This window comes from Mucilaginibacter xinganensis (assembly GCF_002257585.1).
GTDB classification, from domain to species: domain Bacteria; phylum Bacteroidota; class Bacteroidia; order Sphingobacteriales; family Sphingobacteriaceae; genus Mucilaginibacter; species Mucilaginibacter xinganensis.
This window is the reverse complement of record NZ_CP022743.1, coordinates 3,707,862-3,722,125: the sequence shown is the minus strand read 5'-3', so window position 1 is coordinate 3,722,125 and position 14,264 is coordinate 3,707,862. Positions and strand designations below refer to the sequence as shown.

Sequence of the window (14,264 nt, the reverse complement as noted above, 5' to 3'; positions counted from 1 at the left end):
TTCAAATAAAATTAAAAGCTCAGGTTTAAATTAAAGCCATAGGTTCTGCTTGTCGGCAGGCCGCCGCTGTCATAACCAAAGCCCTGGTTAATACTGTCTGAAGCCTCAGGATCAAAAGTTGGCAGGTCTTTCCTGATAAAGAAAAGATTGCGGGCTATCAGCGAAAATGTAGCGCTCCTTATAAAGGTTTTGGTCAACAAATTCTTTGGTAAGCTGTAAGCAAGTGAAACCTGGCGAAACTTAATAAACGTTCTGCTGAATATATTTGACTGGTCAATGATCTTATCTGCATTACCATTATCATTGAATTGAATATATGAACTGTATGGTAATGTATTTTTAGTATAAACCGGTGCTGAAGCAGTACCTGTATTAATCACCCCGCTGGGGATATAATTACCATCACGACCGAGTAGCGATGCTTTTGAGTTACCGAAGTAATTGGTCCATGTAGCGCCGGCTTCATATACCTGTCCTCCAAACTGCCCGTCGATCAGGAAGCTGAAAGAAAAGTTTTTATAGGTAAAGGTGTTGGTTATACCGCCAGACCAATCAGGATTTGCGCTGCCCAGGTAAGTTTCGTTTGCGTTTTTTGCAATGATAACCGAATTAGGCGTACCTGCATCGCCAGTCTGGGAGTTTTCAGGCTGATAAACTATCTGGCCATCAGGTGACCGCTGATACGAAGAGCCGAATATTGAACCAATAGGGTATCCAACTTTTGCTTTAATGTTATAATAAAAATCAACACCGTTAGCCGATACAGATGGTGCCAATGCAGTAACCTTATTCTTATTCTGGGCTGCATTCAGACTTACATTCCACATAAAGTTTTTTGTTTTTATGGGTGAGCCCGAGATTAGCAATTCAATTCCCTTATTATACATTGAACCGGCATTAAAATATAAAGAATTAAATGTTGTGGCATTACTGATGGTTGACTGCAATAAAAAGTTTTCTGATTTTTTATAGTAGTACGCAAAGTCAAGCGAAATGCGGTCATTCAAAAACCTAAGCTCAGTACCAATTTCTGTTTCTGTTGTTGTTTCAGGTTTTAAGCTTGCCGGCGGAACTGTAGAGCCAGTTAACTCGGCATTGGTAATTCCATTTAAAGTTGGCTGCAAAGTAAAGGTTAGGTCAGTTAAATAGGGTATGGGGTTGCTGCCTGTTTGGCCTATTGATGCTCTTAACTTACCAAACGACAATATTTTAGGATCAATTTTGAACGCATCGGTAAATACGTAGCTTAAATTAGCTGATGGATAAAATAAATTTACTTTAAAACCGGGGCGGGTTGAGGCCAGGGCTGAATACCAGTCATTACGGCCGGTTATTTCTAAAAATAGGTAATTGTTATACCCAAACTGTGCTTCGCCAAAAACAGAATTCGTTTTAGAATTTGGCCCGTGGGTTTCTGTTGGTGCATTTATGTTTTTGCTGTTATTAAAATTAAGCAGGTTAGGATCAATAAAGTTATACGAGTAAAGATCCAGCGAGTACTGCTTTGAGTTTTGCAGCTCGGCACCCGCAAATGCACTAATAGTAAACTTTTTAAATTTGTTGTCATAACTTAACATACCACGTAAATCAGTACGCTGCTGCTGTATGTTTGTGGTTCTGTAAACCCCGCCTGTATTTATCACGTTATTAGGGAAAACCACAAATAATGCATCGGTATTCATGTAGTCAATACCACCGGTAACATTAGCATGTAAGTGGTCGGTAATATCATAAGTAATATTTCCCGATGATAAAACGCGGTTCTGTGTCTGGTCGTTTTTTACCTTTTCTAACTGCACATAAGGATTTGCATTGTAGGTTGATACAAAGTCGCCATTTGGCTTTTTGTCATCCAGCAAAGTTATATCAGTAGTGTTCGCAATACGCGGATAGCTTAAGCCTAAAGAACCACGACCATCACCACGTAAAAGTGGGGCATTTAAGCGCAGCGTTCTTGAAAGGTCAACCTTAAAGTCGGTATGTAGTTTTTTTCCAAAGTCCTGGTTAAGCCTAAAAACACCATTATATCTCTCATACCCCTCATTAGGCGTTGGCGAATTATCTCTCGTATCAGACAAAGAAACCCGGTATGAGCCGTTATCAGTTCCCTTTGTCAAAGCAACAGTATTGGTAGTTGTCAAGCCGGTTTTAAAAAACCTGTCAAACTGCGTCGCAGCTTTTTGTGCTACATAAGGCTTGGTTTTTCCGTCAATATCAATAAAAGGCTGCCCCTGTATCTTAGCACCCCATGACCACCCCGGTGCATCGCCTGAGTTATCTTCAAGTTGCCCGTAAAAAATAGGATTGCTGTAATCGTCAGCGGTATAAAGCCTTCCGTAAAAACCACGGCCATAATCATATTGCAGGTCATCGTAAGGAACCATTTTTTCGAATACAGTATTGCTGTTAAAAGTAATGCCTACACCCTGTCCTTTTTTTCCTTTCTTCGTAGTGATCAGTATAACACCGGCTTGCGCGCCGCCGCCATAGAGTGCAGCTGCCGAAGCTCCTTTTAACACACTAATGGTTTCAATATCGTCAGGATTGATGGATGATAAACCATCGCCCGGATCAGAACCACCGTATACTTTACCACCATCGTTTGTGTTTTCTCTGGTAGTGCTATTGATCGGGATCCCGTCAACCACATACAAGGGCTGATTTGATCCGGTAAAGGACGAGTTTCCCCGAAGAATAATCCTTGACGATCCGCCCGGGCCATTTGGCGGCGATTGAACCACTAAACCCGCAACTTTACCTGACAATGCGTTAACAAAGGTAGGCTCACGTGTTGTCGACACTTCTTCGCCGCCAACCTGGGTTATTGAATAGCCCAAACGCTTCTCTTCCTTTTTCACACCAAGAGCTGTTACCACTACTTCATTCAAAACACCTGATGGTGTTAATGAAATAGTTAATGGGGTATTATCAATTACGGTTACCTCTTTGGTCTGATAGCCGATGTAGCTAACAACTAATACACCGCCTTCAGGTATATCAATGCTAAAGTCACCTTTTACGTCAGTAACAGTACCTGCCTGGCTGCCTTTTACTTTTATCGATGCACCTGGAAGTGGCTGTCCGGCTTCATCAATAACTTTACCTGTTACATGAGCTGCATTTACATTTACGCCAACAGGAGTTATAACTACCAGGTGATTTTGTAACTCGTTATAGGTGAAACCTGAGTTTGCCAATACCTGGTCAAGCACAGCGGTTACTTCTGTATTTTCAACGTTAATGCTTATTTTTTTTTCGCCGGGGATTTTGCTTTCGCTGTACACAAAGTGATAGGAACTTTGCTTTTCGATACTTGATATTATTGTTTTAAAACGCGCCGATTTAAGGTTAAGCGTAACCTTTGTTTGCGAATAAGCATCCGCCACAACATTTAAATTAAATACTAATATTAGCAGTAGTGTTAATTTCATGATTAATATAGACTTAAGCAGCCAATACTTCTCCATTACACCCATTTTGGGGTGTTTAAAAATTTTCATATTTTTACTGAATTAAAGGTGAATAATTGCCGTAATCTGTACCAGAGATAAGCGGCATAATTAACTTTAGGAATCATCTTAAGCGGGGATTACCATCAAAGGAGGTTCCCGCTTTTGTTTAAGTAATTTTTTCTTTTGTCATAAGCATTATGGTTGTTTAGTTTAGTTAATATATAAATACAGTTGAGTTTTCTATTCTATAATTAAAGTGCTCTATCATTTTTAATGCGTCAAGCGCTTCAGGCAACGTTTCTTTTTCAAACATTCCGGTAAACCTGTATTGCTTTACCCAGGCGTTTCCAAATGTTATATGCATTCCATACCATCTTTCTAACTGGTCAGACAACTGGCTAAAATCTTCGTTGCTGAATACCAGCTTATTTTGAACCCAGGAGGTTTCAATTATTGTTTTATCATTGTTGGGATAATAGGTTAAATTGGTTAGGGTGTATCGGGTGCCCTTGCCAATACTTTCCGGGGAGGAGGAATCGGCGGTTAAGGTGGATTTTTTTCTTGTGGATATTTTGCTCTGAACTATAAGCTTTTCTTTAGGTTTCAGAATAATCCTGTCTGACGGGCGATCGTTAAGCGTTACTTCTATTGATCCCCTTATCAGCGTGGTTTCGCTTAGAATTTCATTTTGGTACGATTTTACATTGAATGCTGTACCCAATACCCGTACATTCATTTTATTTGTGTGGATGATAAACGGGTGCTCATGATCTTTGTGTACATCAAAATAAGCTTCGCCGTCCAGGTAAACCTCACGGGTTTTACCGCTGAAGCTATCCGGATATTTTAATGTGGTTGCTGAATTTAGGGTAACAATGGTGCCATCAGCCAGTGTTATAATTGATTTTGTTGTAGGCCTGGTGGTTTTTTGCAGCCATTTAATTGCAGCAAGGTCATTATCAAACTTCGGTACAATTACATATTGATAAGTAACAACGCTTATTATGGCTATCATAAAGGCAGCAGCGGCATACCATGCCCTAAGCCTGAATTTTCCCCGCGGTGATTTACCTTTAAATTCATCAATTCTTTCAACCTGAGCCACATTTTCCTCAGATTTGATCCTTTCCATTACCTTTTTAAACATGACAGCATTAGCGGCATATTCAATGCTGTTTGTTTTCCAGTAATCTTTTAAAATCTCCCGCTGATCACGATATTCCTTATTATCCTGCAAAAGCTGCTTTAACTCTACCTGTTCATCATAAGTGAGTTCGTCGCTTAGTTCTTTTGTAAGCAGCTTAATAAATCTATCGTTCACCATAAAGCGGAATATTCCTGATTACGGTAAAGACAATATTTTTCTACGAATTGCCTACAGGCCTAAAAAAAATAATTTAATTAAACTTAACAGCAGCACAATATTTAAAAGCGCTTCGTTGCTTTTCGAACTGTGGGCAGGGGTTAGATAATCAGACAAAGAAATACTGAGTTTTTTTACGGCCCTGAACAGCTGAGTTTGTACGGTGCGGGGAGAAATGTCAAGGATTTCGGCTACTTCTTTGTATTTGAGGCCATCTTCTTTAATAAGTCTGAAAATAATACGGCACTGTTGGGGCAAGGCTTCAATAGATTGCTCCATTTTAAATACCAGCTCCTTTTTTTCAAACGCTTCCTGCGGATTAAAGGTATTAACAAACTTTAGTTCATTAGTGTCTTCAATTTGAACCAGGTGTATATTTGAATATTTTTTTAGGTAATTTAACGATTGATTTTTTACCGCTACAAACAGGTAGGTATCCAGGTTTTGAATATCAGCCAGATTTTTCCGGTTTATCCAGCACTTAACAAACACGTCTGACACTATTTCTTCTGCCGCTTCATTTTGATGAATATACATCATGCAAAACTTGATAAGTGGTGTATTTAAAAGATAAAAAAGCGTTTCAAATGCTTTACAGTCATCAGTAGTGCTGATGCGTTTCCACAAATTTAAAATATCAACTTTTCTATCTTTCAAAATATTAAGAAATAAAACTGAGGCTGGACAAAAGTTAATAACAACGTAACAATTATAATATATTAAATTTAATATTATACTATTATAGCCTGAAAATTAAAATTTTAAACAATTATTACGATGTGTATGTAGGCAATTTCGCGTAAAAAAATGTCTATGTGGGTGAAGCAGTAATAGAGGTAAATGGTGGTAAAAATTAACAAGGTATCAACCAGTAAACAAAACTGTATAATTATTATGAAGAAATTTTTGTTTATACTGATGCTTGCATTGGTACAAGTATCGCATTTGGCAGCGCAAGCTCATGTAATGTCAAAAACCTACGTGGCTCCTTCAGATCCGCAGGTACAAAAAAAACTGGCAAGCTGGCAGGACTTAAAGTTTGGCTTATTTATGCATTGGGGCACTTACAGTCAATGGGGCATTGTTGAAAGCTGGAGCATTTGCCCGGAAGATGAAGGATGGACCCAAAGGAAGGGCCCTTACAGTGCCGATTACAATGCCTATTTAAAGGCCTACGAAAATTTGCAAACCACCTTTAACCCAACAAAGTTTAACCCTGATAAATGGGTTACTGCTGCCAAACAGGCAGGGATGAAATATGTAGTGTTTACTACAAAACATCACGATGGCTTTTGCATGTTTGATACGAAGCAAACCGATTATAAAATCACGAGCACAAAAACGCCATTTTCAACTAACCCGCGCAGTAATGTTGCCAAAGAAATTTTTAACGCCTTCAGGAGCCGGGATTTTATGATCGGGGCTTACTTCAGCAAACCCGACTGGCATTCAGAAAATTACTGGTGGCCCTATTTTCCGCCTAAGGACAGGAATGTAAACTATGATCCGGCCAAATATCCTGAGCGCTGGAAAAAATTTAAAGATTACACTTATAACCAGATTCAGGAGTTGATGACAGATTACGGTCGGGTAGATATCTTATGGCTGGATGGCGGATGGGTGCGTCCCCAAAAATCAGAAAGCAAGCCTGACGAGATGCTGCCGAGCGATAAGTACAATCAGGATATTGATATGCCGAAAATTGCGGCTATGGGTCGCGCTAAACAGCCGGGGCTGATTGTTGTTGACCGTACAGTAACCGGCGAATATGAAAACTACACAACACCCGAGCAAGAGGTGCCAAATAAGCCGCTTGATCACCCATGGGAAACTTGTATGACCATGGGGAATTCATGGAGCTATGTTCCGAATGATCATTATAAATCTGTTAACCAGATTGTGCAGTTGCTTGTAAAAATTGTATCGCGGGGTGGTAGCCTGCTTATGAACGTTGGGCCCGGTCCGGATGGCGACTGGGACCCTGTTGTTTATGACCGCCTGGCCGGCATAAGCAAATGGATACAGGTTAATGGCGAAGGTATTTATGGAAGCACTTCTATCGCGCCTTACTCGGCTGACAATATTTATTATACCAAAGCAAAGCATAGCAATACAATTTATGCTTTTCAATTATCGGCCACTGATAATGTTACTTTAAATCCCTCGGTTAAAATTCTATTAGATAGTGTCAGTAGGATTAAAAAAGTAACGCTTTTGGGTAGTAAGCAACACCTAAAATGGAAAATGAATGACGGACAGTTAATAGTAGCCATTCCGGCGTCACTTCAAAATATAAGTACTTTACAACATACAGCAACCTTTAAAATTGAGTATTAGCGGCTAACATATTATCAAAAACAGCACATCGTACTTCACATACGTTTTTGTAGACAAGGTAATATCTGTGAATGATGGTAAATTGCTTTCGCCGGGCGAAAGTATAACCGGCGGTATCTAGAAAATATTTTTCTTTTTGCAGCTATGAATATTATTCAAACGTATTGGCCATTTTTATAATTTCTTTAACCCGGCAGGCATCGGTTACATCAGTGCTATATTCATCACCAATGGTATCACCCATAATGATATGGTCGTTTTTGTATTTCATCTTACTTTGTATATGAACCCTTGCAGACGAATGTACTTCGGTAGCTCCGGTAAAACGTACAAGGTCGGCCACATTTGCCTCACTTACACCGCTGCCGGGCATTATCCTGATCCTGTTGGCCGCTTTACTTATTAAACGGGCAATATTATATGCGCCTTCCATTGCCGTGCTTTTGCCGCCTGATGTTAAAATACGCTCGCAGCCCAGTTCAATTATGTCCTCCATTGCCTGGAAAAGATCAGAGCACATATCAAAGGCGCGATGGAACGTAACGCCCAAACCCCATTGTTTTGCCAGGTTTATCATTTCGGCGCAGCGTTCTTTATCAATGGTGCCGTCCTCATTTAACATACCAATTACAATTCCGTCGCAGCCCGCCTCAATACAATAGCGGATATCAGCCATCATGATATTAAACTCCAGCTCGGTGTATAAAAAGTCACCGCCGCGCGGCCTTATTAATACATATAGTTTAATGTGAAGCAGCTTCCTTGCCATTAGTATTTGGCCGTAGGAGGGGGTAGTTCCGCCTTCAAATAAGTTTTCGCAAAGTTCAACACGCGTAGCTCCCCCGGCTTGTGCTGCCACAGCTGAGGTTACCGAATTAGCACAAACTTCAAGCGAAACAGGGTTGCCCATAGCTGACTGTATATTAACGTTCATAGTTTGTTGATGATAGTTCATAGTTAGGCTGACTATAAACTTTTAAATAGATAGTTCAATATGGTATAACGTAATTTGTACGGATGTTAGTCGGAAAGGTTTTAATTTTTTGCCGTTCTTTTTAAGTAAAAAAAGCATCCAATTTAGCATCAATAAAAACTTTTTCCGGGTATTAGCAAGTCCTGCTTTTCGGCGTTGCATACTGCAAACGAAAAACCTTTTTGAATGGCATAAGCGCCGTATTCTCCTTTTTTATTGATAGCCAAAAAGCCAACCTGGATATTCTTGGCAGTGTCGGGTTTCTTTTTTATAATGCGGTTAACAGCCTCTTTACAGGCAGCCTCGGGCGAATAACCCTGGCGCATCAGTTCCACAACCAAAAAGCTGCCCACGTTACGGATCACTTCTTCGCCAACGCCGGTTGATGTTGCTCCGCCCACTTCATTATCCACGTATAATCCAGCACCAATCAGGGGGCTGTCACCAACGCGGCCATGCATCTTAAATGCCATTCCACTTGTAGTGCACGCACCTGATATATTGCCTTTAACATCAATAGCAAGCATGCCGATTGTATCGTGATTGTATTGATTGCCGGGAGCATGCTGTTTATTCTCTATGTTCATAACAGGCGAGTATTTGGCTGTTTTAAGCCATTCTTTCCATGCTTTTTCAGATTCAGGTGTCAATAAATTTTCTTTTTTGAAGCCCTGCTCAACAGCAAACTGGGTAGCCCCCTCGCCAACTAACATTACATGAGGTGTTTTTTCCATTACCAGCCTTGCCACAGATATGGGGTGCGCGATATGCTCAATAGCTGCTACTGAACCGCAATTTCCGAATTCATCCATAATACAAGCATCAAGGCTAACATGCCCGTCGCGGTCTGGATAACCTGCCCGGCCAACGGTATGGTTGTTCATATCGGCTTCCGGAATTCTAACACCTGCTTCTACCGCATCTAAAGCCCTGCCGCCTTTTTCAAGCGTTTTCCAGGCTTCCTTATTGGCAACAATCCCAAAGTCCCAGGTGGAGATTACCACAGGTACGCCTGCAAAAGGGGCCATCGTTGCAGCCCTTGCAATTTTAGAGGTTGATAACGCTGCCAGCGAGGCGCCTGCAGCCGACATTTTTATAAACTTACGGCGGTTATACATAGCCGCTAATATAGAAAATTGTTTGCATAACCCCTTTTGTATCTTTTTTGGTATAAAAGAGAATTTATAGGGCGAAATTTAATTATAACGCTGTTTTAAGCCTATTCAAAATCCTGCGTGCAATTGTGGCAATGCCAGTTCTTCTGCGTGTAAAATGGGTTGGCAAGGTTCATCATTGTATTCAAAAAACCGTCCCCTTTATCTTCAGTAACACTACTCACATTGGTGGATGCACAAAATGGACAAGTTACGTATGTGTTGTTTTCATCATCAATTTCAATATGGTCGTTTTCATGCAGATCGCCTTCGTTTGCCAGTATTTCACGGCAGCGCGCAACATCTTTTTCAAAAACTTTTAGTTTTACGCCCCCAACTGCCTGGTTGTATATCGGGTTACCCATCACAATGTTTTCATCGGCAATAAAACAGGCAATTCCATTAGCCTCAAGCCTGCTGCGAATGATATGCGCAAGCATAGGATCATAGTACGACTCAAATGTTACTATTTTATCGTTTTCGAGGCTCATTTATGCAAAATAATAAATTTTGCACTAAGATACCGGGTTTTTATTTAATTTGGATGACATGAACCGCATTGACAGAGTTTCGGCCATATTAATTCAACTACAATCGCGCAGGGTAGTTAAAGCCAGTGATATTGCTGAGCGTTTTAATATCAGCCTTCGTACCGTTTACCGCGATGTGAAAACTTTGGAAGAAGCCGGCATCCCGATAATAGGGGAGGCAGGTGTGGGGTATTCTATTGTTGACGGGTACCGCTTACCACCCGTAATGTTCACAAAAGAAGAGGCTACAGCCTTTTTAACAGCCGAAAAATTTGTGGAAAAGCTAACAGATGCCTCAACAGCAGAGCACCACAATTCGGCCATGTATAAAATTAGGGCTATATTGAAAACTGCCGAGAAAAATTTGCTGGAAGATATTGACGGTAATATTGAAGTGCTTAGGAACCATAGTCAGCTGCAGGTTGAAAATAAGGATCATATCCAAACGCTGTTAAACAGTATCGCCAGAAAAAGTGTGCTGTGTATTAATTATTTTGCCGGCCACAGCCATGAACATACCAAAAGGGAAATTGAGCCTGTCGGCATTTTTTTTAAAGACGGTTATTGGCATCTTATTGCCTATTGTCTGTTAAGAGGCGCTTATCGCGATTTTAGGATTGACCGAATTAATCATATTGAACCTGCCGGAAGGGTTTTTACCAGCAAACACCCTACTTTAAAGGCTTATATAGCCCAAACTGTTAAAGAGCAGGATCTTGACCTGGTGATTATAAGGGTTGAAAAAGAAATATCCGGACATCTTGATTATCAAAAGTATTATAGCGGTTTTGTGTCTGAAAAAACAATTGGCAACCAAAAGGAAATGACTTTCCTCACCACATCGTTAGAAGGCTTTGCCCGATGGTTCATGATGTTTGGGGACCAGGCCGAAATTATCAGCCCTGACACACTGAAAGAGCGGGTGGGAAGTATAGCATCGGCAATAGCTCAAAAAAATCTTCAGCTAACAAACTCCTACTGACATAGGGCTGTCACTTGCCGTGGGTTAATTTGTATAAACAAACTAAGTCATGGAAGTAAAAATAATTATTTTTTGGGTGCTGATCATCGCATGTGCGATTCCCGGATTAGTATTCGGTTTTAAAAAATTCAGCGGAAATAAACAATCTGTTGCTCATTTTAAGCATTGGGGATACCCGCTGTGGTTTATGCATTTTTTGGGCCTTACCGAAATAATCTGTAGCTTAATGATGTTTTTTAATGCAACCCGGATGTATGGTATAGCCATATTCGCCATCCTTGTTATAGGTGCTACTTATACCCATCTAAAATACGACGCTAAAAAGGAAGCTGTGAAGCCGTTATTGGTGGGTTCACTAGTAATGATCATTTTTTTACTCACCTTTTGGATTAGATAATATGAAATATTGGATAGTTGTAGCCTCAAAGGATCACATCGTCCGGGGTGTTGCGGACGGCTTTATGCAGGCTAACCATGGTAAGCAGATGCCATTAAAACGAATGGCTGTTAATGATTGGGTGGTGTTTTATTCTCCCAAACAAAGCTATGCCGGTACCGAGCCCTGCCAGGCTTTTACTGCAATTGGTCAGGTGGCTGATGGGCAGATTTACCAGTATAAAATGGCAGACGACTTTATCCCCTTTCGCAGAAATATAAAATACAGCAACTGCAAAGAAACACCGATTGCACCGATGATAGACAAACTCGATTTTATAAAAAATAAAACCTCGTGGGCTTACCCGTTTCGTTTTGGTTTTTTTGAGATCGGGGCGGACGATTTTAAACTAATTTACGAGGTAATGGTTGATGATACACACCAGAAGCCGGAGGCCGTTAACACATAAACCACTTATAATTTAAACCATTAAAATATGAATACATTAACGTTAAAAACCACCATTAAATTTAAGGCGCCTATTGCCGAAGTTTGGAAAGGACTGACTGATCCCGCAATGGTTGAACAATACTTTTTTGGAACACGCCTGCACTCGGACTGGAAAGTTGGCGGTCCGATAACCTTTAGCGGGGAGTGGGAGGGTAACAAGTACGAGGATGGAGGGATTATTCTTGATATTGATGCGCCGAAATTTTTAAAATATACTTATTGGAGCAGCATGAGCGGTACAGAAAACAAGCCCGAAAATTACAATAACATCACCTATGAACTGGATGAAACAGCGGACGAAACCACGTTGGTAATAACCCAGGACGGCGTGAAAAACCAAGAGGCAGCCGACCACTCCGAGCAAAATTGGCAATCGGTTTTTGATGGACTTAAGAAAATTATAGAAAAATAATTATTTTATGTAATTATTTAATTGATCTTTATAAATAATTCATTAAAAGTTTTTTATACTTCAATATAACTTATAGTGGTAGTGTATCAGTTTGAAATATCAACGATTTGCTATTGTGCTTGACCGATTAAGTATATACCTTTGGTTATGGCAAAGAAAGATTTAAACCAAAACGCGTTTTTTATCCTTGAACAGATAACAAACGAAAACTCTGTAGAGCATACTAAAAACGAAGCGGCTGTTGCATTAGGCAGATTAGGCGGCTTAAAAGGCGGCAAAGCAAGAGCGGAAAGTATGACACCGGAAAGGCGCAAGGAGATAGCTAAAAAAGCAGCTGAAAAGAGGTGGGGTAAGAAAAGCGAATAACTTCATATTTTGTATTGACAATTGCCATAGCGTATATAAATTAAAGTTTATATACGCTTTTTTTTATTTATAAAAAACCAATAGAATAATTGATAATGCCAATTGGTATTTATATATTTACATTATTAATCGCAATACGATATGGATATAAAAGATTTATCACCAGAAGTAAGAGCAATCATGCTTAGCTCATTAGAGGCTACGATAGCTGATTATGAGCGTAAAATACTTGATGTTAAGATCGCTATAGCGCATCTTGCAGATGGATTAAAACAACCAATACAAGCAATTCGTAGTAACTTAGATAAACCAATAGTCAATAAAGCGACAAGAAAAAAGAGGGATGGTGGTTGGTTCGATAAAATACAGGCGGTTTTGGAAAAAGCAACAGCGCCATTAACAAGCCGCGAAATATTAAACGCTATAGCTATAGAATTTCCAGAGGTTGAAAACAATGCCACTTCTATGGGTTCTTTATCGCCTGCTTTAAATTCAAGTGCAGATAAAGGTGAGTTAATAAAAAATTATAAAAAAGGTTCATTTGCAACCTTTGAGTTACCTAATAAAAATGTAATAAACTTTAACAATGCAGTTAATCAATAAACAAGAAAGGCGACCGAAGTCGCCTTAATATGATACTGGGTGAACGCTACGGTGGTTATTATACCAAACCTGAAAGATTGAGCCCTTTCAGACCGTAGTTATAGCCCTATGAACGCCATTTGATGGGGGTTGTGTTTAGACGCGCGCCCCCTAATTGGCATTTTTGCTTACTCAAATATAAGTAATTCTTTCGGAACTTTCATCCGGGTAAGCCATTTTATTTAAAAAAAAGTTTAAAATATTTTGAATTAAAATGAACTTTATGCTTGACCGATCAAGAATAAGTATTATATTTGTATATGAATTCGTTAACAACACAACAGCGCGTACAGATTTTAGGATACCTTGTAGAGGGTATGAGTTTAAGAGCAGCTTCTCGTTTGAGTGGATGCTCTATAAATACTATTACAAAGCTACTGGTTGATACAGGCAAAGCATGTCAGCAATTCCATGACGAAAACGTACATAGCTTAAACACTACACGTGTTGAGGCTGATGAAATTTGGAGTTTTGTATATGCAAAAGATAGCCATGTTGATGAAATAACCAATACAAGCATAGATAAAGATAAAGCAGGTGATATTTGGACTTGGACTGCAATAGATGCCGATAGTAAATTAATTGTTTCTTACTATGTAGGAGATCGTAGCGGTGTATCTGCAACCGAATTTATCACAGACCTTAAAGGTAGGTTAAATAATAGAATTCAATTAACTACAGACGGTTTAAAGGCGTATGTTGATGCTGTATTATCTACATTTGGTCGTAAAAACATCGACTTTGCTCAAATAAGTAAATCATACGGTTCTGACAATCCAAGAGGTGATAAAAGAACAGAACGCCGTTATAGCCCTGCACCATTAACTAAAACAGAAATTAAATCTATAGCCGGATTTCCTGATACTCGTTATATAAGCACTTCTTATATTGAGCGTCAAAACTTAACTATGCGTATGCACATGCGTAGGTTTACACGTTTAACAAATGCCTTTTCAAAGAAATTAGAAAATCATTGCTATGCCATTGCATTACACTTTGTTTATTATAACTTCTGTAAAATACATAAAACATTACGCGTTACTCCTGCAATGCAAGCGGGTTTAATGAAAGATGTAATGACATTAGAAGATATTGTTAATCTTGCTAAAATAGAGGCACCTAAGAAACGCGGAGAGTATAAAAAGAATAAATAAAACTAAGCCACCT

General features: G+C 39.6%; 14 protein-coding genes. 8 read left to right on the top strand and 6 right to left on the bottom strand.

The features are described 5' to 3' along the window. Positions 1 to 11 precede the first annotated feature (11 nt). The 3 genes from MuYL_RS16340 to MuYL_RS16330 form a co-directional block, all read right to left on the bottom strand. Positions 12 to 3,500 carry a SusC/RagA family TonB-linked outer membrane protein gene (locus MuYL_RS16340; protein WP_094571579.1) on the bottom strand — a complete coding sequence of 1,163 codons (3,489 nt, stop codon included), beginning with the start codon at positions 3,498 to 3,500 and terminating at the stop codon, positions 12 to 14. Between the two features lie 166 nt (positions 3,501 to 3,666). Next, positions 3,667 to 4,776, bottom strand: coding sequence for a FecR family protein (locus tag MuYL_RS16335; RefSeq protein WP_094571578.1), 1,110 nt, complete (start codon positions 4,774 to 4,776; stop codon positions 3,667 to 3,669). Positions 4,777 to 4,827: 51 nt separating this feature from the next. Further along, positions 4,828 to 5,472 (bottom strand): RNA polymerase sigma-70 factor, encoded by a 645-nt coding sequence (locus tag MuYL_RS16330; RefSeq protein ID WP_157740905.1) that lies wholly within the window; start codon positions 5,470 to 5,472, stop codon positions 4,828 to 4,830. Between the two features lie 237 nt (positions 5,473 to 5,709). Here MuYL_RS16330 and MuYL_RS16325 point away from each other — a divergent pair, with 237 nt between their 5' ends. Beyond that, the gene (locus MuYL_RS16325; protein WP_094572990.1) at positions 5,710 to 7,152 is read left to right on the top strand and encodes an alpha-L-fucosidase; all 1,443 of its coding nucleotides are present in this window, start codon (positions 5,710 to 5,712) and stop codon (positions 7,150 to 7,152) included. A gap of 151 nt (positions 7,153 to 7,303) precedes the next feature. On the opposite strand, the gene MuYL_RS16320 is transcribed toward MuYL_RS16325, so the two are convergent. The 3 genes from MuYL_RS16320 to MuYL_RS16310 all read right to left on the bottom strand — a co-directional run bounded on the left by MuYL_RS16320 (position 7,304) and on the right by MuYL_RS16310 (position 9,770). Then, positions 7,304 to 8,086 (bottom strand): copper homeostasis protein CutC, encoded by a 783-nt coding sequence (locus MuYL_RS16320; RefSeq protein WP_245845590.1) that lies wholly within the window; start codon positions 8,084 to 8,086, stop codon positions 7,304 to 7,306. Positions 8,087 to 8,235: 149 nt separating this feature from the next. Next, on the bottom strand, positions 8,236 to 9,243 hold the full coding sequence (locus MuYL_RS16315; RefSeq protein ID WP_094571576.1) for a N(4)-(beta-N-acetylglucosaminyl)-L-asparaginase: 1,008 nt from the start codon (positions 9,241 to 9,243) through the stop codon (positions 8,236 to 8,238). 101 nt (positions 9,244 to 9,344) lie between these two features. Next, the gene (locus MuYL_RS16310; protein WP_094571575.1) at positions 9,345 to 9,770 is read right to left on the bottom strand and encodes a putative signal transducing protein; all 426 of its coding nucleotides are present in this window, start codon (positions 9,768 to 9,770) and stop codon (positions 9,345 to 9,347) included. Between the two features lie 58 nt (positions 9,771 to 9,828). Here MuYL_RS16310 and MuYL_RS16305 point away from each other — a divergent pair, with 58 nt between their 5' ends. From MuYL_RS16305 to MuYL_RS16275, 7 genes are all read left to right on the top strand, one after another. After that, complete coding sequence (locus tag MuYL_RS16305; protein WP_094571574.1) at positions 9,829 to 10,791, top strand: helix-turn-helix transcriptional regulator; 963 nt, start codon at positions 9,829 to 9,831, stop codon at positions 10,789 to 10,791. Between the two features lie 49 nt (positions 10,792 to 10,840). After that, positions 10,841 to 11,188: a DoxX family protein gene (locus tag MuYL_RS16300; protein ID WP_094571573.1), complete on the top strand. Its 348-nt coding sequence runs from the start codon at positions 10,841 to 10,843 to the stop codon at positions 11,186 to 11,188. 1 nt (position 11,189) lies between these two features. Further along, positions 11,190 to 11,636, top strand: a complete 447-nt coding sequence (locus MuYL_RS16295) for an EVE domain-containing protein (RefSeq protein WP_094571572.1) — start codon at positions 11,190 to 11,192, stop codon at positions 11,634 to 11,636. Positions 11,637 to 11,663: 27 nt separating this feature from the next. Beyond that, entirely contained in the window at positions 11,664 to 12,089 is a 426-nt protein-coding gene (locus MuYL_RS16290; protein ID WP_094571571.1) for an SRPBCC family protein, read from the top strand. 147 nt (positions 12,090 to 12,236) lie between these two features. Then, positions 12,237 to 12,455: a hypothetical protein gene (locus MuYL_RS16285; protein WP_094571570.1), complete on the top strand. Its 219-nt coding sequence runs from the start codon at positions 12,237 to 12,239 to the stop codon at positions 12,453 to 12,455. Between the two features lie 141 nt (positions 12,456 to 12,596). After that, on the top strand, positions 12,597 to 13,058 hold the full coding sequence (locus MuYL_RS16280) for a hypothetical protein (protein ID WP_094571569.1): 462 nt from the start codon (positions 12,597 to 12,599) through the stop codon (positions 13,056 to 13,058). A gap of 299 nt (positions 13,059 to 13,357) precedes the next feature. After that, on the top strand, positions 13,358 to 14,251 hold the full coding sequence (locus MuYL_RS16275; protein WP_094571568.1) for a DDE-type integrase/transposase/recombinase: 894 nt from the start codon (positions 13,358 to 13,360) through the stop codon (positions 14,249 to 14,251). Positions 14,252 to 14,264: the final 13 nt, after the last annotated feature.